This window comes from Frankia nepalensis, assembly GCF_016786325.1.
GTDB lineage: Bacteria > Actinomycetota > Actinomycetes > Frankiales > Frankiaceae > Pseudofrankia > Pseudofrankia nepalensis.
Window position 1 is genome coordinate 69,452 of record NZ_JADWYU010000100.1, and the last position, 21,619, is coordinate 91,070.

Annotated in this window: 19 protein-coding genes and 1 pseudogene; 6 read left to right on the top strand and 14 right to left on the bottom strand. The window is 72.5% G+C overall.

The features are described 5' to 3' along the window. Positions 1–155: 155 nt before the first annotated feature. The 5 genes from ilvN to I6A81_RS11020 all read left to right on the top strand — a co-directional run bounded on the left by ilvN (position 156) and on the right by I6A81_RS11020 (position 6,994). Entirely contained in the window at positions 156–680 is a 525-nt protein-coding gene (ilvN, locus tag I6A81_RS11000; protein ID WP_203003327.1) for an acetolactate synthase small subunit, read from the top strand. 215 nt (positions 681–895) lie between these two features. Next, a complete protein-coding gene (gene ilvC / locus I6A81_RS11005) occupies positions 896–1,888 on the top strand; it encodes a ketol-acid reductoisomerase (RefSeq protein ID WP_203003326.1) in 993 nt (330 codons plus the stop codon). A gap of 203 nt (positions 1,889–2,091) precedes the next feature. Continuing rightward, positions 2,092–3,681 (top strand): phosphoglycerate dehydrogenase, encoded by a 1,590-nt coding sequence (serA, locus tag I6A81_RS11010; RefSeq protein ID WP_203003325.1) that lies wholly within the window; start codon positions 2,092–2,094, stop codon positions 3,679–3,681. 376 nt (positions 3,682–4,057) lie between these two features. After that, complete coding sequence (locus tag I6A81_RS11015; protein WP_238429176.1) at positions 4,058–4,846, top strand: septum formation family protein; 789 nt, start codon at positions 4,058–4,060, stop codon at positions 4,844–4,846. 345 nt (positions 4,847–5,191) lie between these two features. Further along, entirely contained in the window at positions 5,192–6,994 is a 1,803-nt protein-coding gene (locus I6A81_RS11020; protein ID WP_203003324.1) for a penicillin-binding transpeptidase domain-containing protein, read from the top strand. 21 nt (positions 6,995–7,015) lie between these two features. Here I6A81_RS11020 and I6A81_RS11025 read toward each other — a convergent pair whose 3' ends face one another. The 14 genes and pseudogenes from I6A81_RS11025 to I6A81_RS11090 all read right to left on the bottom strand — a co-directional run bounded on the left by I6A81_RS11025 (position 7,016) and on the right by I6A81_RS11090 (position 20,529). Next, a complete protein-coding gene (locus tag I6A81_RS11025; RefSeq protein ID WP_203003323.1) occupies positions 7,016–7,873 on the bottom strand; it encodes a metallophosphoesterase family protein in 858 nt (285 codons plus the stop codon). Positions 7,874–7,988: 115 nt separating this feature from the next. Next, on the bottom strand, positions 7,989–9,503 hold the full coding sequence (gatB, locus tag I6A81_RS11030) for an Asp-tRNA(Asn)/Glu-tRNA(Gln) amidotransferase subunit GatB (RefSeq protein WP_203003322.1): 1,515 nt from the start codon (positions 9,501–9,503) through the stop codon (positions 7,989–7,991). After that, positions 9,500–9,784: a hypothetical protein gene (locus I6A81_RS11035; protein ID WP_203003321.1), complete on the bottom strand. Its 285-nt coding sequence runs from the start codon at positions 9,782–9,784 to the stop codon at positions 9,500–9,502. Before I6A81_RS11035 ends, gatB begins: the two co-directional genes overlap by 4 nt. A 65-nt stretch (positions 9,785–9,849) precedes the next feature. Next, positions 9,850–11,163 (bottom strand): annotated as a pseudogene (gatA, locus tag I6A81_RS11040) (Asp-tRNA(Asn)/Glu-tRNA(Gln) amidotransferase subunit GatA); the annotation flags it as partial. 39 nt (positions 11,164–11,202) lie between these two features. Continuing rightward, entirely contained in the window at positions 11,203–12,444 is a 1,242-nt protein-coding gene (locus I6A81_RS11045) for a cytochrome P450 (RefSeq protein WP_203003207.1), read from the bottom strand. Between the two features lie 190 nt (positions 12,445–12,634). Further along, positions 12,635–13,108 (bottom strand): nuclear transport factor 2 family protein, encoded by a 474-nt coding sequence (locus tag I6A81_RS11050; RefSeq protein ID WP_307874584.1) that lies wholly within the window; start codon positions 13,106–13,108, stop codon positions 12,635–12,637. A gap of 190 nt (positions 13,109–13,298) precedes the next feature. Further along, positions 13,299–14,174 (bottom strand): SDR family NAD(P)-dependent oxidoreductase, encoded by an 876-nt coding sequence (locus I6A81_RS11055; RefSeq protein WP_203003206.1) that lies wholly within the window; start codon positions 14,172–14,174, stop codon positions 13,299–13,301. Further along, positions 14,171–15,334 carry an aromatic ring-hydroxylating oxygenase subunit alpha gene (locus I6A81_RS11060; protein ID WP_238429130.1) on the bottom strand — a complete coding sequence of 388 codons (1,164 nt, stop codon included), beginning with the start codon at positions 15,332–15,334 and terminating at the stop codon, positions 14,171–14,173. The genes I6A81_RS11055 and I6A81_RS11060 overlap by 4 nt, the downstream gene beginning before the upstream one ends. Before the next feature lie 8 nt (positions 15,335–15,342). After that, complete coding sequence (locus I6A81_RS11065; protein WP_203003204.1) at positions 15,343–16,839, bottom strand: amidohydrolase family protein; 1,497 nt, start codon at positions 16,837–16,839, stop codon at positions 15,343–15,345. Then, on the bottom strand, positions 16,836–17,270 hold the full coding sequence (locus I6A81_RS11070) for a nuclear transport factor 2 family protein (protein ID WP_203003203.1): 435 nt from the start codon (positions 17,268–17,270) through the stop codon (positions 16,836–16,838). Before I6A81_RS11070 ends, I6A81_RS11065 begins: the two co-directional genes overlap by 4 nt. 40 nt (positions 17,271–17,310) lie before the next feature. Next, a complete protein-coding gene (locus tag I6A81_RS11075; protein ID WP_203010168.1) occupies positions 17,311–18,183 on the bottom strand; it encodes an SDR family NAD(P)-dependent oxidoreductase in 873 nt (290 codons plus the stop codon). After that, complete coding sequence (locus tag I6A81_RS11080; RefSeq protein WP_203003202.1) at positions 18,180–18,425, bottom strand: lipoyl domain-containing protein; 246 nt, start codon at positions 18,423–18,425, stop codon at positions 18,180–18,182. The genes I6A81_RS11075 and I6A81_RS11080 overlap by 4 nt, the downstream gene beginning before the upstream one ends. Further along, on the bottom strand, positions 18,422–19,477 hold the full coding sequence (locus I6A81_RS11085) for an alpha-ketoacid dehydrogenase subunit beta (RefSeq protein ID WP_407661285.1): 1,056 nt from the start codon (positions 19,475–19,477) through the stop codon (positions 18,422–18,424). The genes I6A81_RS11080 and I6A81_RS11085 overlap by 4 nt, the downstream gene beginning before the upstream one ends. Then, a complete protein-coding gene (locus tag I6A81_RS11090; RefSeq protein ID WP_203003201.1) occupies positions 19,474–20,529 on the bottom strand; it encodes a thiamine pyrophosphate-dependent dehydrogenase E1 component subunit alpha in 1,056 nt (351 codons plus the stop codon). Before I6A81_RS11090 ends, I6A81_RS11085 begins: the two co-directional genes overlap by 4 nt. A 285-nt stretch (positions 20,530–20,814) precedes the next feature. On the opposite strand from I6A81_RS11090, the gene I6A81_RS11095 reads away from it, so the two are divergent. Further along, positions 20,815–21,576, top strand: a complete 762-nt coding sequence (locus tag I6A81_RS11095; RefSeq protein ID WP_203003200.1) for an SDR family NAD(P)-dependent oxidoreductase — start codon at positions 20,815–20,817, stop codon at positions 21,574–21,576. Positions 21,577–21,619: the final 43 nt, after the last annotated feature.

Below are 21,619 nucleotides of genomic sequence, written 5' to 3' on the forward strand. Positions count from 1 at the left end.
CGCCCCCGTCCGGACACAGGCACGCGGCCGGGCCTGCGCGGAGGCACGCCTGCGCGCCGCGTGGCTGGGTCACGCAATCCTCGTGAGCAGACCGCCCCTGGTGCTCGGTATTCCGATCGGGCACGCCGCAGAGTCTTTGGAAAGGCAAGGACGCCGTGACCAGCCACACGTTGTCCGTTCTCGTCGAGAACAAGCCGGGGGTGCTGGCCCGGGTGGCCAGCCTGTTCTCCCGGCGTGGGTTCAACATCGAGTCGCTGGCCGTCGGGCCGACGGAGCACAGCGACATCTCTCGGATGACCATCGTGGTCGCCGTCGACGAGCTTCCGCTCGAGCAGGTCACCAAGCAGCTCAACAAGCTGGTGAACGTGCTGAAGATCGTCGAAATGGACCCGGAGGTCTCGGTCCAGCGCGAACTGCTGCTCGTCAAGGTGCGGGCCGACGCGGCGGTGCGCTCCCAGGTCCTCGAGCTCAGCAACCTGTTCCGCGCGAAGGTCGTCGACGTGGCCGCCGACGCCGTCACCATCGAGGCGACCGGCACCCGTGACAAGCTGGACGCGCTGGTCCGGGTCCTGGAACCGTTCGGGATCAAGGAGCTGGTCCAGTCCGGCATGGTCGCCCTAGGCCGCGGCTCCCGCTCCATCACCGACCGCAGCCTGCGCGCGCTCGAGCGCACGGCCTGACCCTGCCGCGCCCGAAGGTATGATCACCCGCCGCCGCTGACGCCCTCAGGCCGGAAGCCCGGCGGTCGCAACCTGTCAGCCCAACCCAACCAAAGACGTTCTAGACGCAACCCCGAACGAACCCCAGGAGGGCGCTCAGCGCCCGACGGCGGGGCGGCGGGGAGGCGCGGAGCGCCGATTCCGCCGAACCGCCGCAATGAGGAGATTCGCCCACGATGGTCGAGATCTACTACGACGACGACGCCAACCTGGAGGACCTCGCCGACCGCAAGGTCGCGATCATCGGGTACGGCAGCCAGGGCCACGCGCACGCCCTGAACCTGCGGGACTCGGGCGTCGACGTGCGCGTCGGCCTGCCGGAGACCAGCAAGAGCCGGGCGAAGGCCGCGGAGGAGGGCCTTCGGGTCGTCACCCCGTTCGAAGCCGCCGCCGAGGCGGACATCATCATGATCCTCGCGCCCGACACGGCGCACCGCAAGATCTACGCCGAGTCGATCCTGCCGAACCTCAAGCCGGGCAACGCGCTGGCCTTCGGTCACGGCTTCAACATCCGCTACGGCCTGATCACCCCGCCCGAGGGCGTCGACGTCTTCATGATCGCCCCCAAGGGCCCGGGCCACCTGGTCCGCCGGGTGTTCCAGGAGGGCAAGGGCGTTCCCTGCCTGGTCGCGGTCGAGACCGACGCGACCGGCAAGGCGCTGGCGACCGCGCTCGCCTACGCCAAGGGCATCGGCGGCACCCGCGCCGGCACGCTGCGCACCACCTTCACCGAGGAGACCGAGACCGACCTGTTCGGCGAGCAGGCGGTGCTCTGCGGCGGCGCGTCCGCGCTGGTCCAGGCCGGGTTCGAGACGCTGGTCGAGGCCGGCTACCAGCCGGAGATCGCCTACTTCGAGTGCCTGCACGAGCTCAAGCTCATCGTCGACCTCATGTACGAGGGCGGCATCTCGCAGATGCGCTACTCGATCTCCGACACCGCCGAGTACGGCGACGTCACCCGCGGCCCGCGCGTGGTCACCCCGGTGGTCAAGGCCGAGATGCGCAAGATCCTGGACGAGATCCAGGACGGCACCTTCGCCCGCGAGTGGGTCGCCGAGGACGACGCCAACCGCCCGAACTTCACCAAGCTGGTCGAGGACGGCAAGGCCCACCAGATCGAGAAGGTCGGGGAGCAGCTCCGCTCGATGATGTCCTGGATCGCCAAATAACCAAACAACCGATCCAGTGCGGACCCCCGGCCCGTTCGTCGGCCCGACCGACTCGGCGAGGGATGAGACGGGGCTCACGCGCGCAGGTCGATAGGCTCTAGGCCGCCGGGGGCGTCGGCTGGCGTCGCCCGGGGTGGCGCCGGTGGGCGGGGCAGTCTCGCCACCGTCGCCGCGATCTGTGCGCTCTCGATGAGGAGATCCCAGTGCCCGTCGTACTCGTTGCCGAGGAGCTCTCGCCGGCAGGGCTTTCGGTGCTGTCCGGCGACTTCGAGGTTCGCCACGTGGACGGCGCCGACCGGTCCGCGCTGCTTCCCGCTCTCGCCGACGTGGACGCGGTGATCGTCCGTTCCGCGACGAAGATCGACGCCGAGGCGCTGGCCGCCGCGCCGAGGCTGAAGGTCGTCGCCCGTGCTGGCATCGGCCTCGACAACGTCGACGTCCCCGCCGCGACCACCCGCGGCGTCATGGTCGTCAACGCGCCGCTGTCGAACATCGTGAGCGCGGCCGAGCACGCGATCGCGCTGCTGCTCGCGGTCGCCCGCCGGGTGCCGGCCGCCGACGCGGCCCTGCAGAACGGCGAGTGGAAGCGCTCGAAGTACACCGGTGTCGAGCTCACCGAGAAGGTCGTCGGCGTCGTCGGCCTCGGCCGGATCGGCCAGCTGGTCGCGCACCGCCTGGCGGCCTTCGGCGTGCAGCTGGTCGCCTACGACCCCTACATCGCCCCGGCGCGGGCCGCCCAGATGGGCGTGCGCCTCGTCGACCTCGACGAGCTCCTGCGGATCAGCGACATGATCACGATCCATCTGCCGAAGACCCCGGAGACGCTCGGGCTGATCGGCGCGGACGAGCTCGCCAGGACCAAGAAGGGCGTGATCATCGTCAACGCGGCCCGCGGCGGGCTGGTCGACGAGCAGGCGCTCGCGGACGCGATCCGCTCGGGCCAGGTCGGCGGGGCCGGGGTGGACGTCTTCGTGAAGGAGCCGGCGACCTCGTCGCCGCTGTTCGGGCTGGAGAACGTGGTCGTCACCCCGCACCTGGGGGCGTCGACGAACGAGGCACAGGAGAAGGCGGGGCTCGCCGTCGCCCGCTCGGTGCGCCTGGCGCTGCAGGGCGAGTTCGTGCCGGACGCGGTGAACGTCCAGGCGGGTGGCGTGGTGGCCGAGGACGTCCGGCCCGGCCTTCCGCTGGCGGAGAAGCTCGGCCAGGTGTTCACGGGTATCGCCGGCGGGCTGCCCGAGAACCTGACCGTCGAGGTCCGCGGCGAGATCACCGAGTACGACGTCTCCGTCCTTCAGCTGGCCGCGCTCAAGGGCGTGTTCACCGACGTGGTCGAGGAGCAGGTCACCTACGTCAACGCGCCGCTGCTCGCCAAGGAGCGGCACGTCGAGGTGGCGCTGGAGACGCATCGCGAGAGCCCCGACTACCGCAACCTGCTGACACTGCGGGGCGCGCTGTCGGACGGCACGGTGGTCTCGATCTCGGGCACGCTGGTCGGCACCCGGCAGGTCGAGAAGATCACCGCGATCGACGCGTTCGAGGTCGACCTGCGGCCGGAGGCGCACCTGGCGTTCTTCCGGTACGAGGACCGGCCCGGCATCGTCGGCGCGGTCGGCGAGCTGCTCGGCGACGCGAGCATCAACATCGCGAACGCCCAGGTCAGCCGGCTGGCGGCGGGCGGAGCGGCGCTGATGTCGCTGTCCCTCGACGACGCCGTCCCGGCGGACATCCTGCAGGAGATCGCCAAGATCATCGGCGCGCCGTACGCCCGCGCCGTCAGCGTCACGGTCGGCTGACCCGACCCGACCTGAGCGACCCGGAACGGCCGGGCGGGGCATGCTCCGCCCGGCCACGGGCCGCGCCCGGCCGCGGGCCGGCCGTCGCCGGCCCGCCTCGTCATGCCCGCGGCTCGCGGCGGGCCGGTTCCCGGACGACCGTGGGCGCCGAGCCCGGCGATTGACCGCTCGGCATAGCCGCGACGAAGCGCCCGGCCCGACTCTCCGATAGCGACACTCGCCGCTATCGGATAGTCACCGGACGTCCGCCCGAGATGGCCCCCGGACCCAGCTCGCCACCAAATCGACCCGCGTCCGTGGGGTATTCGTTGTTGTCTGTACGATCGTTGATGAAAAGACCACCGAGATAGGCCGGCGTGGGTTTACCGTTGCTGCCATGGCGTCGCCGGAGCGGGAGCCGGGGCAGCACCCGGATCCTTTCGAGAACCTGCGCCTGGATGAGGGTTTCGTCCGGGCCGCCCGGTTCATCGAGCCGTCCGCGGTCGAGCGCGGCCGTCCGGGTGACCGGCGGGACCCGGGGCGCTGTCAGGTCATGCCGGCCAACCGCGGGCTGGCCGGCGGCATGCACCGGATCATCTGGGCACCACGCCCGCGGCGCCGCCGGCTCGCCCGCATGGTCGCCTTCCTCGCGGTGCTCGCCGGGGTGATCAGCCTCGTCGTCGCCCTCCGGCACAGCAACAATCGCCCCACCACGCCGGTGGCCTCGTCCCCCGGGGCGGCCCGCGCCAGTTCCGCCGCCACGGCGCCGGTGCCGGTGCGCACCGCCGGCGGGGTGCCCGTCGCGCCCACGCCGCTGTCCACGCTGAAGCCCGGCGACTGCGTGTCCTTGGCACCGGCAGGCGCCGAGGGCTCCAGCGCCGCCGTGGTCGTGCCCTGCGGCGCGTCACACCAGGCAGAGGTGATCAAGCTGGTGCAGCTCGGCTGGCGGCTGCCCGGCGCCTGGCCGGGGATGTCGCCGCTGGACGCCCTGGCGGCCTCCGAATGCGGCGCCGAGTTCCTCCGATACACCGGCAACGCGGGGTCCGACGTCCCCGCGGTGTCCGGCGCGCTGGTCCCGAACGAGGCCGCCTGGAACGCCGGGGTGAAGGTACTCGCCTGTACCGCGCAGCGCGCCCAGTTGGCCCCGATAACAGGCCAGCTCGGCTCCCTGGCCACCCCGGCCTGACGGGGCTCCACCGCCTCCACCAGGCACCATCGCGCTCCGTCGGTCCGTCGTGCCGGCCGGCCGGGCGAATCCGCCGGCGCGCGTTCCCCGTGCCGCGGCCCTGGAGCGACCACCCGGCGCCAGCCCTCCGGGCGCCATCCCTGGCCTGGCAAGCACACGTTTAGCAATCATCCAACTACACAAAGTAAGGTGCGGGAGTCGGCGCTCCTGGACCCACCCTTCTGGGGCCATGCGGCGGGCCGTCGCGGCGATCGGAGAGGTGGCGCCGTGCCTTTGACTCCAGGCGGTTTCACGGCATTGTCCGGCGGGCGGCGCCGGAGGTCGCGGCGCGGGCCAGCCCTCGCGATGGCCGTCGTCGTCCTGCTCGGCGCCGGCGTCGGCGGGGGCTTCCTCTGGAAGGCGCACCGGGACCGGGCGGCGGCCGACCGGGCCGTCCGCGATGTCGCCCAGGCCTATCTCGCGGCCTGGCGGGCGCTCGACCGGACCGGACCGGCCCTGGCCACCGCCACGACCCCGGGCCTTGGGCCGGGCGGTTCCGCCGGCACGCCCAGCCCGTCCAGCCCGTCCAGCCCGTCCAGCGCGACGGTGGCGCCGGCCTCCCTCCCCTGGCGACAGGCGGCCGGCCACCCCGCCGACGCCTACGCGGCCCGAGCGGAGGCGGGGATCGCCGCGGTGACCGTCCCGGGCAGCATCGACGTCCCGACCCTGGTCGCGACGATGGCTGACATGCGCGACCGGCTGCGGCTGACCGACGCCGCGTTCACGGTCGGCGAGGTCCGGCGCGCCGAGACCACCGCGACGGTCCCCTACACGGCGACGCTGCGGCTCGCCGGGCAGCCGGCGCCGTGGATCTACCCGGGCGAGCTGTCCCTGACGAAGGTCGGCGGTGGATGGAGGGTGGGGGCGGCGCTCGCCTCGGTGCACCCCCAGCTCGCCCCGGGCCTGCGCTTCGACCGCACCGGGTCGACGGCCAAGCGCGGTGAGCTGCTCGACGCTCACGGCAAGCCGCTGGCCGAAAGCCCCGAGCTCGCCGGGAACCTCGTCGGTCAGGTCGCCCCGGCGACCGGGCTCGAGCGGGTCTACGACGGCCGCCTCGCCCCGCGCGGCGGCAGCATCGTGCTGCGTGACTCCCGCGGCACCGTGGTCCGGACGCCGCAGACCTGGCCGATGACCGACGGCGACCAGATCCGCACCACCATCGACCTCGGGGTGCAGCGGGCCGCCGAGCTGGCGCTGGCCACCTCGACACATCCGATCGGCGCCATGGTGGCGGTCGACACCCGCACCGGCGGGATCCTCGCGGCGGCCAACCACCCCACGAACGGCTACGGGCGCGCGCTGCGCGGCAGCTACCCGCCCGGCTCCACCTTCAAGATCGTGACAGCGACCGCCGCCCTGATGGCCGGGCGGGACGCGAACACCCGGCTCGACTGCCCGAAGACCGTCAACGTCGGCGGGCGCACGTTCGTCAACGCCGAGGACGAGGAGTTCGGGCCGATCAACCTGCGGGAGGCGTTCGCGCACAGCTGCAACACGGCCTTCGTCAGCCTGGCCGACTCGCTGCCGGCCGACACGCTCGCCCAGGCGGCCCGGCTGTACGGGTTCGACGGCGCGGCACCGCTGCCGATCGCGAGCGTCGGCGGGGTCTACCCCATGCCGAGGGACAAGGTCGAGGTGGCGTCCGCCGCGATCGGCCAGGGCCGGGTGGCGACCTCCCCCCTGCAGCTCGCGAGCGTCGCCGCGGCGGTGGCGGGCGGCACCTGGCACGCCCCGTTCGTGGTCGGCGGCCCGACGCGCAGCCACGAGCTGCCGCCGAAGATCCTGCCCGACCTGCGCTCGTTCCTGCGGGCCGTCGTCACGGACGGCACGGCGGCCAAGGTGGCCTTCCCTGGTGAGGTGTTCGGCAAGACCGGCACGGCCGAGTACGCGCCCGGCAACCCGCCGCCGACCCACGCCTGGTTCGTCGGCTACCGCGGCACCGTCGCCTTCGCCGTGCTCATCGAGAACGGCGGCTTCGGCGCCGAGTCCGCCGCCCCGGTCGCCGCGGCCTTCCTGAACGCCCTCGACGGCAACCTCCCCCCGCCCGCCACGGCCGTGGACGCCTCGGGCGCCACTCCCGCCCCGGTCACCTCGGCTGGCCCGGGCTGAGCGCCCCGGGCGCGACGGGCGTCAGTCGACCGGTTCGGCGGGCAGGATCTGACGCAGCGGGGGGCGCTGGTAGCGGGCGGGGCGACGGGACCACTCCCGCGGGTAGCCGAGGGAGACCTCCTCGAAGCGCACGCCGTCGTAGACCGTGGTGCGCGGGATGTGCAGGTGGCCGTAGACGACGGCGGCGGCCCGGAAGCGCAGGTGCCAGTCCGCGGTCAGCTCGGTGCCGCACCACTGGGCGAACTCGGGGTAACGCAGCACCCGGGTCGGCTCACGGACGAGCGGGAAGTGGTTGACCAGCAGCGTCGGCGGCCCGTCGGCCGGCAGGTCGGCCAGGCGGCGCTCGGTCTGCGCGACCCGGGCACGGCACCAGTCGTCCCGGGTGGGGAACGGGTCGGGATGCAGCAGGAACTCGTCGGAGCAGACCACGCCGGTGGAGTGCGCGTAGGCGAGCGCCTCGTCCTTCGTGGCCGTGCCCTCGGGCCGGAACGTGTAGTCGTAGAGCAGGAACAGCGGCGCGACCACCACCGGCCCACCGGGCCCGTCCCAGACGGGATAGGGGTCCTCGGGGGTGAGCACGCCGAGCTCACGGCAGAGGTCGACGAGGTGCCAGTACCGGGCGACGCCGCGGAGCTGGACCGGATCGCGTTTCGGCGTCCACAGCTCGTGGTTGCCGGGCACCCAGACGACCTGGGCGAACCGGCTGGCGAGCAGCGCGAGCGCCCACCGCACCTCGTCCACGTGGTCGGCGACGTCCCCGACGACCAGCAGCCAGTCCTCGTCGCCCGTCGGCCGCATCGCCTCCACGACGGCCCGGTTGTCCGGGTAACGGACGTGCAGGTCGCTGGTGGCGAACAGGGTCCGGGACGAGGCGGCCATTCGACTCATGTTTCCACAAGGCCAACCGCCAGGGGCCGCGCCGCGGCGTCACGTTGATCACTAACGCTCACCGGCCCGGCCCCGCCCGGCCGGGGCCCGGCTCACATCCCGCCGGTCACGCGCCGAGGCGCTCCAGGAGGAGGGAACGGACGGTGGCCGCGTCGGCCTGGCCCTTCATCGCCTTCATGACGGCGCCGACGAGCGGGCCGACGGCGTTGAGCTTGCCGGAACGGACCTTGTCGGCGATGTCCGGGGCGGCGGCGATCGCCGTGTCGACGGCGGCGGACAGCGCCGAGTCGTCGGTGACGACCGCGAGGCCGCGCGCGGCGACGACCTCGTCGGGGCCGCCCTCGCCGGCGAGCACGCCGTCGATCACCTTGCGGGCGAGCGCGTCGGTGAGGCTGCCCTCGGCGATCAGCTCGATGACGCGAGCCACCTGCACCGGCTGGATGGCGAGCTCCGCCGGGGTGACGCCGGCGTCGGCGGCCCGCCGGGCCAGCTCGTTGAGCCACCACTTGCGGGCGGCCGCCGCCGTCGCGCCGGCGGCGATCGTCTGCTCGACGAGCTCGAGCACGCCGGCGTTGCCCATGTCGACGAGGTCCCGGCCGGAGAAGCCATGCTCGGCGATCAGCCGGGCGCGCCGCTGCGACGGCAGCTCCGGCAGCGAGGCACCGACCGCCTCGACGTACTCCCGGGACAGGGCCAGCGGGGCCAGGTCGGGCTCGGGGAAGTACCGGTAGTCGGTCGCCTCCTCCTTCGAGCGGCCGGACGACGTGCGCCCGGACGCCTCGTCGAAGTGGCGGGTCTCCTGCACGACCCGCTCCCCCGCGTCCAGCAGCGCGGCCTGCCGGATGATCTCGGAGCGGACGGCCCGCTCGACCGAGCGCAGCGAGTTGAGGTTCTTCGTCTCCGAACGGGTCCCGAAGGGCGCCTCCGGCTCGCCGGGAGCCGGTCGGAGCCGCAGCGACACGTTCGCGTCGCAGCGCAGCGAGCCCTGCTCCATCCGGACGTCGGAGACGGCGAGCGAGCGGCACAGCTCACGCAGTTCCTCGACGTAGGCGCGGGCGACCTCGGGCGAGCGCACGTCCGGCTCGGTGACGATCTCGACGAGCGGGATGCCGGCCCGGTTGTAGTCGACCAGCGAGTGGGTCGCGCCGTGGATGCGCCCGGTGGCGCCGCCGACGTGCAGCGACTTGCCGGTGTCCTCCTCCAGGTGCACCCGGGTGATGCCGACCCGGTGCACCTCGCCCTCGACCTCGACCGCGAGCCAGCCGTTCGTGCACAGCGGCTCGTCGTACTGGCTGATCTGGAAGTTCTTCGGCATGTCCGGGTAGAAGTAGTTCTTCCGAGCGAACCGGCACCAGGACGCGATCTGGCAGTTCAGCGCCAGCCCGATCATGACGGCGAACCGGATGGCCGCCTCGTTGATCACCGGCAGCGCGCCGGGCAGGCCCAGGCAGACCGGGCAGACCTGGCTGTTCGGCGTCGCGCCGAACGCGGTCGAGCAGCCGCAGAACATCTTCGACGCGGTGCCGAGCTCGACGTGCGTCTCCAGGCCGATCACCGGCTCGTAGCGGGCGACCGCGTCGTCGTACGCGGGCGTGGTCAGGACGGTGGCCGGCGTGCTCACCTGGGCTCCTCGGCGTCGGCTGTGTCTGTCTCGGCGGCGTCCGGGCCCGACGGCTCCGGCGCTCCATCCGCGCCCGGGCCGTCGCCCGGCCGGTTCCCCCGCGAGCGGGTGTCGCGGATGTGGATCCTGGTCAGGTAGATCGCGGCGATCAGGCCGACCGTCCCCCAGACCAGCAGGATCGGGCTCACGACGATCCCGCCGAGCACCAGCACGACGACGGTGAGCGCCCACACCGCGATCAGCAGCGTCCGGTCCTGCCGCGTACTGCGCAGCGCGACCATGGTGGTTGTCCTTCCGTGTGACCCGTCCGGGTGACCCGCGGCCCGTCCCAGCCCTCCGCCCGGCGCTAGAGCGCGGGGGCGGCGGCGAGGAGGGAGTGGCCGCGGCGGGCGTCGAGAGCGGCTTCCAACGCGCCGCCCACCTGGTAGAGGCGGTCGTCGGCGAAGGCGGGGGCCATGATCTGGAAGCCGACCGGCAGGCCGTCCGACAGACCGACCGGCACGCTCATCGCCGGCACACCGGCGAGGTTCGCCGGGATCGTGCACAGGTCGTTGAGATACATGGCGATCGGGTCGTCGACCTTGGCGCCAATCGGGAACGCGACCGTCGGGGTGGTCGGCGAGACCAGCACGTCGACCCGCTCGAAGGCGGCGGAGAAGTCCCGGCTGATCAGTGTGCGCACCTTCTGCGCCTGGCCGTAGTAGGCGTCGTAGTAGCCGCTCGACAGCGCGTACGTGCCGAGAATGATCCGCCGCTTGACCTCGGGACCGAAGCCGACGTCGCGGGTACGGCTCATGACCTCCTCGGCACCCGCCTCGCCGTCGTCGCCGATCCGCAGGCCGTAGCGCATCGCGTCGAACCGGGCCAGGTTCGACGAGCACTCGCTCGGCGCGATCAGGTAGTAGGCCGCCAACGCGTAGTCGAAGTGCGGGCAGCTGACCTCGACGATCTCGGCGCCGAGCTGGGCGAGCAGCGCGACCGCCTCGTCGAAGCGGGCCTGCACACCGGGCTCGTAGCCCTCCCCGGACAGCTCGCGCACGACGCCGATCCGCATCCCCGGCACCTCGCGGCGGGCCGCGGCCTCGACCACCGGAGGAACCGGCCGGTCGACGCTGGTGGAGTCGAGCGGGTCGTGGCCGGCGATCGCGGCGTGCAGCAACGCGGCGTCGGTGACGGTCCTGGCCAGCGGGCCGGCCTGGTCGAGGGAGCTCGAGAACGCCACCAGCCCGTAGCGGCTGACGCCGCCGTAGGTGGGCTTGACTCCGACGAGGCCACAGACGGCGGCCGGCTGGCGGATCGACCCGCCGGTGTCCGTGCCGATCGCCAGCGGCGCCTCGAACGCGGCGACGGCGGCCGACGAGCCGCCGGAGCTGCCGCCGGGGATGCGGGCGAGGTCCCACGGGTTGCGGGTCGCACCGTAGGCGGAGTTCTCGGTGGACGAGCCCATCGCGAACTCGTCCATGTTCGCCTTGCCGAGGATCACGACGTCGGCGGCCCGAAGCCGCGCGGTCACGGTCGCGTCGTACGGCGGATACCAGCCTTCAAGGATCCGGCTGCCGCAGGTCGTCGGCATGCCCCTCGCGGTGAGCACGTCCTTGAGCGCCAGCGGCACGCCGGCGAGCGGCCCGAGCGGCTCGCCGGCCGCCCGGCGGGCGTGGGCCCCCGCGGCGCGGGGGGGCCCGCCCCGCGCAGCCAGCGGCTACTCCGATTCCACCGGCGACAGCCGCGGACCCGGGGTGAAGGTGATGGGGACCGCGACCGGGGCGCGGTTGTAGGTGGAGTGGAAGTGCACGTCGGCGTCCGGCGCCAGTTTGATGTCGTGCAGCCGGTTGACGAGTTCCTCGACGGCGATGCGCAGGTTCATCCGGGCCAGGTTCGAGCCCGCGCAGCGGTGCGGGCCGGCGCCGAAGGCGATGTGCCGGTTGCGGGCGCGCTCCGGGTTGAACGTCTCCGGGTCCTCGAACTCGTTCTCGTCGTGGTTGGCGGCGGCCCAGTAGAGCAGGATCTGCTCGCCGGCCTTGATCGGGCAGCCACCGACCTCGCCGTCCTGGCGGGCGGTGCGGGCGACCGAGATGAACGAGCTGTCGAGCCGCAGCAGTTCCTCGACCGCGTTCGGGATCAGCTCGGGCCGCTCGCGCAGCATCGCCGGGATCTCCGGGTGCTCGCAGAACCGCAGCATCGACATTCCGAGCACTCCGGCCGTGGTGTCCAGGCCGCCGAGGATGAGCAGGTGAATGGTGCCGATCGCCTCGGCGTCGGTGATCGGCCGGCCCTCGATCTGGGCGTCCAGGACCCCGTCGATCACGTCGCCGAGTGGCCCCGTCTCGCGCCGCTTCGCGATGAGCTGGGCGATCCAGCCGGCGAGCTTGAAGAGGCACTCGCGCGCCTCGGGGACGGGCTGCGCGGTCGTCATCGCCCACTTGTTGACCATGGCGAGGTCTTCCTTGGGGGCGTGCAGCGCGAACTCGAAGAACGCCAGCCCCGGCAGCGGCCGGGCGAACTCCTCCTGGAAGTCGCAGGAGCCGCGCTCGATGAAGCCGTCGATCAGCCGGTTGACCAGCTCGCGGGTCTGCTTCTCCCACTCGGCGACGACGACCGGTCGGAAGTACGGGTTGATGACACGGCGGAACTCACGCTGCAGCGGCGGGTCGATCGTGACCGGCAGGATCGTGTGCGACTCGGTCGGCGCGATCGTGATGCCGCTGGCCGAGCTGAACGTCTCCCAGTTCTGGGCGACGCCGAGCACATGCTCATACCCCGTGGCGATCCAGAAGCCGCCGTGCTGGTCGCTGTGCGTGACCGGGCAGCGCGACCGGGCGCGGGCCAGGGTCGGGTGAAAGTCGTGGGCCAGCTCCGGCGACTGGTGGTCGAAGTGGTGCTCCACCCAGTCGTCGTCGATCGTGACGCCGATCTTGCTCGGGGGCGCCGCCGTCGTGTCCATTACCACCTCGCGCTCACAGGTTGCGGTCAGCCGACTGATCTGGGCTATCCAGCCACAGAATAGCAATAAGTGAGCATTCGTTTAATTTCTGCCGGGCGATCGCCCAGCAGGCGCCTCGACGGCACCCAGCCTTCAAGATCCTGTTCCTTGGTCATGAGGGAGGGACCAGGCCAGCCTGCCAGGGGGAACATCAGGACAACGTGTCCAGCAACGCCGCCGTGTCGTGCACGAAGGCCTCGATCTCGACGATCTGGCCGCCCCGGATCCGGATCATGTCGATCATCGGGAGCACGACCGAGCGGCCGGTGGCCCGCGCCGTCCACCGGATGACGATCCGCAGCGCGTACAGGTCCTCGGCGCACCGCCAGTACTCGGCGCCCTCGATCCGCTGGTCCCAGTGCGCGCGCATGCCGGCCTGGACGGCCCGGAATGCGTCGAGCCCCCGGTGGACGCCCCCATGCGGCAGCGACTCCGGCTCCACCAGCACGACGTCGTCGGCGAACAGCGTCGCCCAGCGCTCGACGATGCCCGGGTCGGCCATGGCACCCGGCGTCCAGGTAGCGGCGAGCGTCTCCATCACCTGGGCCGGCGTCAGTCCCCCGGCCGCGCCGCGCTGGCCGGGCCTCAGGTACCCGGTGGGCTTCTCCGATGCCGGCTCCGACACGGTGCTCTCCCGTCCTGGACATCCCACGCATGGAACTGCCAAAGGCATCTCCTCCTGGTGACGGCGCATCAGCGCAGTGCCAACTCGGCCACCTCAGTACCCCGAGATCGGCGGACCACCGCCATATGCCCGGACCCGGCACCACGTTGGAGGGCGCCCAGCGCCCGATGGCTGGCGCGCAGCGCCAGCCTCACCCCAGGAAGAACTTGCCGCCGTCATAGGAGATGGTCTGCCCGGTCATGTATCTGGAGGCGTCGCTGGCGAGGAACACGACCGGCCCGGCGACGTCCTCCTCGGTCGCGACCCGGCCGATGAGCTGCATCGCGAACTCGGGGGTGCCGGTCATCTGCTCCTCGCGTTCCAGCACCCCAAGCGCGAGCGCCTCAGAGGCCATGCTGCCGACGGACAGGGCGTTGACCCGGATGCCCAGCGGGGCAAGCTCCTTGGCCAGCGACTTCGTCATCGCGATGACCGCGCCGCGCGCCGTCCCGTAGTCGAGCCAGTTGCGCACCCCGTACGCGGCCGACGAGGTGTGGTTGACGATCGCGGGAAAGGGCGACTTCGCCAGCTCGGGCACCGCCGCCTTGCACAGCAGGAAGGTGCCTCGCACCATGACGGCCATCGTGGTGTCCCAGTGCTCGACGGTCAGCTCGGTGAGCGGGGTGAACCTGGTGTCCCGGTAGCGGTTCGGGTTGTTGACCAGCACGTCGAGCCGGCCGAACCGGTCGACGGCGAAGGCGACCGCCGCCCGGGCGCTGTCCTCCTCGGTGACATCGAGGAACTGGAACCGCGCCGTGCCGCCGTCCTTCTCGATGAGGTCCACCGTCTCGGCGCCCGCGTCGGCGAACCTGTCGGCGACGACGACGCTCGCCCCGGCGGCGGCGAGCGCCCGGGCATAGCCGCGCCCGGCCGCCTGGGCGGCCCCGGTGACGATGGCCACCCGACCGGCGAGCGCGCCGGTGGCGATCCCGCTCGCGGGGCTGGTGCCGGGGCTGGGGCCGGGGCCGGGGCCGGAAACAGGGATGAGATCGGGAGCGAGGCCGGGGGCGCCCCGGGTGCCGGTCATACCGGCGTCTGCTCAGCCAGACCGAGCACGCGGCGCAGGGTGAGCGCCATGTGCTGCATCACCGGCTCGTTGCGGCCGAAGACCAGCGTCGGGGGGACGAACGGCGAGTGCAGCGAGAGGCCGGCCCGCTCGGCCATCGCGTAGTCCTCCTTGTCGACCACCGTCTGGCACGCCCAGTGCACCGCCTCCTCGAGCGCCTTGGCCTCCTCCGGGGTCGCCGGGAGCTCGCGGCGGTAGGCATAGTGCAGCGCCACCGTCTCGTGCAGGCTCCCGCCGGGATAGATGGCGAAGATTTCCAGCCGGTCACCGACCACCGAGAAGCTCAGGTTGGGGAAGAGCCGGTAGTTGAGGTTGATCTGGCCGTCGTCGACCGGCCGCCAGTCCTCCTCGGGCGTCTCGCGCAGCTTGTCGACGGTGCGCATCGTCGAGGTCATCAGCGCGTGCTCGCCGTAGAAGTCCGCGAGCGAGGTGTTGCTGTAGACCAGCGGCCGGGCGGTGTCCCGGTGCAGGTGGGCGAAGTGGTAGGTCTCGCAGTGGGTGCCCCAGACGACCTTCCAGTTCGTCGCCACCGGGTGCGGGTGGGTCGCGGCGATCTGATTCCAGGTCTCGAAGCCGAACGACGCGAAGTGCTCGCCGAGACCGGACAGGTGCTCGTCCAGCGAGAAGGGCGCGTCCGGGTTGGCCGCCGCGAAGATCAGGCCGTGGCGTTCCTCGGCCGGGAGCTCGATCAGACCTCGGGTCTCCCGGCGCATGTCGGAGAATCCCTCGCCCCCAGGCAGGCCGACGAGCCTTCCCTCCAGGCTGTAGGACCAGGCGTGAAATGGGCAGGTGAACCGGCGCGCGCTGCCGTGGCCGGCGTCGACGACCCTGACACCGCGGTGCTGGCACATGTTCAGGAAGGCGCGCACCCGGCCGTCGTCAGTTCGGGTAAGCAGCATGGGCGTGCTGGTGGCGTCGAACGTGAGCCACGAGCCCGGCTCGGGCAGGTCACCGGACAGGCCCACGAACATGGGGTAGCGGTTGAAGATGAGCCGCCGCTCCCGCTCGAACTGCTCGAGCGACCGGTAGCCCTCCAGCGGCTCCTCCATCGTGCGTTCGGCCAGGACCGTGGTCTTCCGGTCGATCAGGTCCAGCGTGCGCCTGCCTAAGTCGCGCTGCATCTCCGCGTTCATGGGGTGTACTCCAGCTCCCTGGTGCCCGCCATCCCGCCGCCGGCGGCCTGGTCGGTTGCCTGGACCCGGTCGGCTGCCTGGACCCGCTCGGCGTCCGCCGCGACGGCGGTGCCGGCGAAGAACGCCGTCGACCTGCCGCCGTAGAACCGCACGGCGTTCGCGCAGGTGAACTCCTCGAACTGCGCGGGCGTGAGGATGCCGTCCTCCACCAGCTCGTACGCCTCGCGCAACGGGTGGGTGAACGACGGGACGTCCCAGTGCCCGAGGTCGGAGCCCATCATCGGGCGCAGTCGGGCACCGGGCGGGTTGACCCGGGTGTCGTAGGCGAGGCCGACCAGCGGGTCGTCACCCTCGCATCCCCAGTAGAACCCGCGGCAGAACGCGTCCCGGATGTCCTCGACCGAGCCGACCCCGGCGCGCGCGAAGTCGTCCACCTGCCCGTCGACGGCCGAGACCCCGGGAACCAGCTGCTCGGGCCGGTACCGGGTCAGCTCCGGTGCATGCCTGGCGGCGAGCCTGGCCAACTCGGCCGGGTCGAGCCGGGCGGGGTCGAGCCGGCCGAGCCCGTCCGCGCCGCGTTTCTCGAACCGGGACACCAGGTCGCCGAGGACCCGCACGCCGCCCGCGACGCCGCCTTCCAGCAGCGCGATCCGCAGCTCAGGGAATCGGGTGAGGACCCCGCCAAGGAACAGCGACTTGGCGGTCGCTTCCCCGACCGCGGCGAAGTGGCCGGCCGCGTACGAGTAGTTCGACGGTGAGAAGTGGCCGTTGAGCCTGAAGCCGGACGAGTGGCATGACAGGGGGACGTCGAGCTCGACGGCCTTCGCCCAGAACGGGTCGTAGTCGTGGTCGCTGTCGAGGCCGAAGTTGTCGATCCGCTGCAGGCGGGATCGGTACTCGGGCGGCGCGTCGGCGAACGCCGGGATCGGCCGCCAGACGAACGACGGCATCAGCGCCGCCCGCAGCCCCAGCGAGACCGCGTGCTCCAGCGCCGCGATGCCCTCGTCCGGAGTGTGCGCGGGGATGAGGGCGACGGGCGCGAGCCGGTCCCGGTAGGGCCGGTAGGCCGCCGCGACGTACTCGTTGTACAGCCGGGTCAGGCCGACCCGGGTGTCCGTGTCCTCCATGCCCAGCAGGACCATGCCCCGCGACGGGTAGACCACCGCGAAGTCGATCCCCGCCTCGCCGAGGCGCTCGTGGTAGAGCGACGGCATCGCGACGGTGGCGTAGTCGAGGGTGTCGTTCGGCGTCCACCACACCGGCCGGGCCGACAGGTGGAGCCGGCGGCGTTCGGCGAGCGACGGCACCCGTTCCCCCGACCCGTCGGCCAGGCCGACGGCCCGCACCGCCGGGTCGTCGAGCAGGCGCCCGCCGCCGTGGTCATGCACGAAGTCCGCGAACGCGACGCTGATCTCGACATGATGCGCGTCGGCGTCGATGACGACGTGGCCGAGCGACTCGCGGACCTCGCGGGCGCTGCCGCCGGCGGTCACGTCTGCTCCCGGTTGTCGGGGCCGTTCTCGACGCCGTTCTCGGCGCCGTTGCCAGCGTCGGTGCCGGCGCCGTCGGCGGCACCGTTCTCAGCGAACACGAGCATGGTGGCGATCTTCCCGTTCTCGATGCGGATGAGGTCGCAGCCCACGAGCCGCGTCGCCGGGAACGTCCAGCGGACGTAGCCGCGGCTCCAGCCGTGGTGCGTCTCGGGCGGGCGGACCAGCTCGACGGTCACCCCGTCGGGCCAGCTCGCGGTGTAGGCGGTGATGTGCTCGGCCAGCGCCCGCCGGCCACGGACCACGGGGCGCTCGTCCGGCGGGATGAACTCCACGTCGGCGGAGCAGCAGGCCGCCAGGAGGCGCTCCCGCTCCCCCGGATCGCGGGTGACCCAGGCCGCGCCCCACCGGGTGAACAGTTCCTCGGACGTCATGGCCAGGTCCTCAGGCGTCATGGTCACGCTGCGGCCGCCGCTACCGGGTCGGGCCGCGCAGGCCGGCGAGCGCCACGGCGGGCAGCGTGACGCTCGCGCCGCCGTCGGTGGCGAGCACCTGGCCCGAGATCCAGCTCGACTCGTCGCTGGCGAAGAACAGCGCCGCGTAGGCGACGTCCCAGCCGGTGCCGTGGGTGACGGTGCCGAGCGGCAGGACGGAGGCGGCGGTGCGCTGGATCTCGGAGAGGTCCTGGCCGAGCTTCTCGGCGGCGCCCTGGGTCCGCGGCGTCCGCACGGACCCCGGGACGACGACGTTGACCCGGATGCCCTGCGGTCCGTGGGCGGCGGCCATCTCCTGGGACAGCGAGATCATCCCGCCCTTGGCGGCCGAGTAGGCGGCGAAGCCGATCGCGCGCAGCGCGCCGATCGAGGAGACGTTGACGATCGACCCGCCGCCGGTGGCGGCCATCGCCGGGATCGCGAAGCGCGACACCTGGTAGACGGACTTCAGGTTGATCGCCAGCAGGTCGTCCCAGTCCTCCTCCGCGGTGTCGACGACGCTGCCCGGCCGGGAGACGCCGACGTTGTTGACCAGCACGTCGAGCCGGCCGAAGGCGTCGAGCGCCGCCCGGGTGAACCGCTCGGCGTCGGCCGCGACGGTCACGTCGCCGCCGACGACGACGGCGCGCCCGCCGGCCTGCTCTATCTCCTTACGGGTCGCCTCGGCGCGGTCGGGCTCGCGGTCGACGAGCACGACGGCCGCGCCGTGCCGGGCGAGCAGCAGCGCGGTGGCCCTGCCCGTGCCGATGCCCGGCCCGGGGACCTGGCCGCCGCCGGTGACGATCGCCACCTTGCCGGCCGCCCGGCCACGGCCGGGCTCCGCCGCCCTCCCGGAGTCCTCCAGAACGGTCACTGGTCGACACCTTCGATGAGGGCGAGCGGGGTGAAGACAGGCACCGTCTCCTCCGGCTGGACGAGGATCCTGCTCAGGACCCCGGTCGCCGGGGCGACGACCACGACGTTGGTCTTCTCGGCCTCGATCTCGGCGATCTCCTCGTCCTCGACGACCGGCTCCCCCTCGTTCTTGAACCACCGCAGGACGGTGCCCTCGGTCATCCCCATGCCGAACTGCGGCAGGTTCACTTCGGTGGTCATCCGCCGACCAGCTCCTTCGTCGTGTCCCTCGCCGCCGTGTCCGTCGCCGCCGTGGCGGGGGGCGCCGGGTCCGCGGCCGGCGCCGCGCCGCGTACCAGGGCCGCCGCCGCGGCGGCGATCCGTTCGGGGGTCGGGTACATGAGCCGTTCCAGGGCGGGGCTGAACGGCGGGTGCACGTCGGGCGCGACGACCCGGACGATCGGCGCGCGCAGGAAGGCGAAGCCCTCCTCGGCGACGATCGCCGCGATCTCGGCGGCGGCGCCGCAGGTCCGGTGCGCCGGGTCGGCGATGACGAGCCGGCCGGTCTTCGCCACCGAGGCGAGGATCGCGGCCTTGTCGAGCGGGACGAGCGTGCGCGGGTCGATGACCTCCAGCCCGACGCCGCGCTCGGCGAGCCCGGCGGCGGCCCGCAGCGCCGCTGGCACCGCGTCGCCGATGGCGACGACGGTGACGTCCTCGCCCTCGCGGGCGACGGCCGCCCGGCCGATCGGGACGAGATGGTCGCCGTCCGGCACCTCGCCCTTGACGCCCCACAGCCGCAGCGGTTCGAAGAAGACGACCGGATCGTCGTCCCGGATCGCGGACTTCAGCAGCCCGAGCGCGTCCGCGGGCGTCGACGGCACGACGATCTTCAGTCCGGGGACGTTCATCAGCTGCGGGTAGGGCCGGTCGGAGTGCTGGGCGGCGGTCGCGTTGGCGTACTTCATCGCGGCGCGAAAGACGATCGGCACGCTCGCCTGGCCGCCGAACAGGTAGCGGTTCTTCGCCGCGTGGTTCACGATCTGGTCCCACGCGACGTACATGAGGTTGGCGATCGTGTAGTCGACGATGGGCCGCAGGCCGGTCATCGCCGCGCCGATCGCGGCGCCGGTGAAGCCCTCCTCGGAGATGGGCATGACGGGGACCCTGTCCGGGCCGAACTCGTCGACGAACCCGTTGGTGGGCATCGTCCAGAAGCGGCCGTCCTCGCAGAACACGACGACGGACGGGTCGCGCCGCATCTCCTCGAGCATCGCCACCCGCAGCGCCTCGCGGTAGCTCATGGTCCTCACCGCGCGCCCCCCGCGGGCACGGCCGCGACGGGCACCGGCCCGGGCGGCGACGGCATGGGTGGCGCGGGCATTGCCGGCGTCGTTTCTATCGGGGTGGCCCAGAGGTCCTCGAAAAGTTCCTCGGGCGCCGGCTGCGGGCTTTGTTTCGCGAACCGGACCGCCGCGCGCACCTCTTCGGCGACGGTTTCCGCGAGGGCGGCGAGCTCGGTTTCGGAAATCCCGTCGGCCAGCAGCCGGGCGTGTAACAGCTCGACCGGGTCGCGGGAGCGCCAGTGCTCGACCTCCTCGGCCGGCCGGTGCGAGAGGTCCATGTTTCCGTACTCGGCGTGGTCGCGGTAACGGTAGGTCCGCGCCTCGACGAGCGTCGGGCCGCCGCCGGCCCGGCCGCGTTCGACGGCGGCGCTCACGACGTCGTACACCGCGTCCACGTCCTGCCCGTCGACGATCACGCCCGGCATCCGGTAGGCGGCGGCGCGGGCCGCGACGGACTCGCTCGCCATCGTGTCGGCGAGCGCCGTCGACATGGCGTACAGGTTGTTCTCGCAGACGAACACCGCGCCCAGGCCCCACGCCGCCGCCAGGTTGAGGCCCTCGTGGAAGGACCCGATGTTCGCCGCGCCGTCGCCGAAGAACGCCAGCGCCACCTGGTCGGTGCCGCGGACGCGCGCGCTGTAGGCGGCGCCGACGGCCTGCGGGATGCCGGCGCCGACGATCGCCGTCTCCCCCAGGCTGCCCACGCTGAAGTCGGCGAGGTGCATGGAGCCGCCCTTGCCGTGGCAGACACCGGTCCGCCGGCCCATCAGCTCCGCCATCAGCGGGCCGAGCGCGGCTCCCTTGGCGATCGGGTGCCCGTGGGAGCGGTGGTAGCCGACCATGTAGTCGTCCGCCCGCAGCGCCAGACACGACCCGACGACCGCGGCCTCCTGCCCGATACAGACATGCACCGACCCGGCGATTCCCTGGCCCTTGCGCACGATGTCCATCGCCGCTTCCTCGAAGCGCCGGATCCGCAGCATGCGGCGCAGCGCCTCGAGGTCACGCTCTCTGTTCATCCCAAACCCCGTCGTCTTCTCCGCGCGGTTCAGGGTTCCCGCCCGGCCTCGACCAGTTCCCTGGCCTGGCCGCGGCCTCCCGGCCCATGACCGCGTTCCAGAAACCAGGCCGGCGTGGCCGGCGGCCGCACCGCGCCCGGAGGTTCGCCTCGGCGCTCACCCGCCGCTCCCGGGCACATCATTCCTTGCGGGCCGGATTGATGCAAGGGTACCCTTGCATCCTTGGACGGGCAGCCCGGACGGGCCCGTGGCGAGCCGCCCGGGGCGTTCGCGAGAGGGGACCAGATGACTGACTTCACCGGGCGCGTCGCGGTCGTCACCGGCGCGGCGCACGGGATCGGGTCGGAGTACGCGCGACACCTCGCCGGGCGCGGCGCGCACGTCGTCGTCGCCGACATCGACGGCGCGGCGGCCGAAACGATGACCAAGGAGCTGACCGAGGCCGGCTTACCCGCGAGCACCCTGGTCCTCGACATCGCCGACGCCGCCGGCTGCGTCGCCGCCGTCGACGGGGTGGCCGCCGAGCTCGGGTCCGTCGACTTCCTGGTCAACAACGCGGCGCTCTACGCCAACCGTGACTTCGCCATCGCCGAGGAGATCAGCCTCGACATGTGGCAACGCATGATCGACATCAACATCAGCGGCACCTTCTACATGTGCCGGGCAGCGATCCCGCACATGAAGCGCCAGCAGTTCGGACGGATCGTGAACCAGAGCTCGGCGTCGGTGTACGCGACCGTCCCGCGCTCGCTGCACTACTCGATGTCCAAGGCCGCCGTCATCACGATGACCAAGACGCTGGCCCGCGAGCTCGGCCCGTTCGGCGTCACGGTGAACGCGATCGCGCCCGGCGTCATCGACACGGAGGCCACCCTCAAGGTCGTGCCGCCCGACATCCTCGAGCAGGGCGTGCAGAAGACGTCGCTGCGCCGCGTCGGCCATGCCACCGACCTCGCGCCGGTCGTCGGCTTCCTCTGCTCCGCGGACGCCGGCTACATCACCGGGCAGACGATCGTCGTCGACGGTGGCATCAACATGCTCGGCTGAGGCGCCCCCGCCCGCCCGCCGCGGACGGGGCGGCGGGCGGCGG

Bases quoted from the DNA above. Each gene is read 5' to 3' on its own strand.
- I6A81_RS11055 (WP_203003206.1), bottom strand. From the start codon at position 14,174: ATGACCGGCACCCGGGGCGCCCCCGGCCTCGCTCCCGATCTCATCCCT.
- I6A81_RS11090 (WP_203003201.1), bottom strand. From the start codon at position 20,529: ATGAACAGAGAGCGTGACCTCGAGGCGCTGCGCCGCATGCTGCGGATC.
- ilvC (WP_203003326.1), top strand. From the start codon at position 896: ATGGTCGAGATCTACTACGACGACGACGCCAACCTGGAGGACCTCGCC.
- I6A81_RS11080 (WP_203003202.1), bottom strand. From the start codon at position 18,425: ATGACCACCGAAGTGAACCTGCCGCAGTTCGGCATGGGGATGACCGAG.
- I6A81_RS11070 (WP_203003203.1), bottom strand. From the start codon at position 17,270: ATGACGTCCGAGGAACTGTTCACCCGGTGGGGCGCGGCCTGGGTCACC.
- I6A81_RS11045 (WP_203003207.1), bottom strand. From the start codon at position 12,444: ATGGACACGACGGCGGCGCCCCCGAGCAAGATCGGCGTCACGATCGAC.
- I6A81_RS11020 (WP_203003324.1), top strand. From the start codon at position 5,192: ATGGCCGTCGTCGTCCTGCTCGGCGCCGGCGTCGGCGGGGGCTTCCTC.
- I6A81_RS11025 (WP_203003323.1), bottom strand. From the start codon at position 7,873: ATGGCCGCCTCGTCCCGGACCCTGTTCGCCACCAGCGACCTGCACGTC.
- I6A81_RS11060 (WP_238429130.1), bottom strand. From the start codon at position 15,334: ATGCAGCGCGACTTAGGCAGGCGCACGCTGGACCTGATCGACCGGAAG.
- I6A81_RS11015 (WP_238429176.1), top strand. From the start codon at position 4,058: ATGGCGTCGCCGGAGCGGGAGCCGGGGCAGCACCCGGATCCTTTCGAG.
- I6A81_RS11095 (WP_203003200.1), top strand. From the start codon at position 20,815: ATGACTGACTTCACCGGGCGCGTCGCGGTCGTCACCGGCGCGGCGCAC.
- I6A81_RS11035 (WP_203003321.1), bottom strand. From the start codon at position 9,784: ATGGTCGCGCTGCGCAGTACGCGGCAGGACCGGACGCTGCTGATCGCG.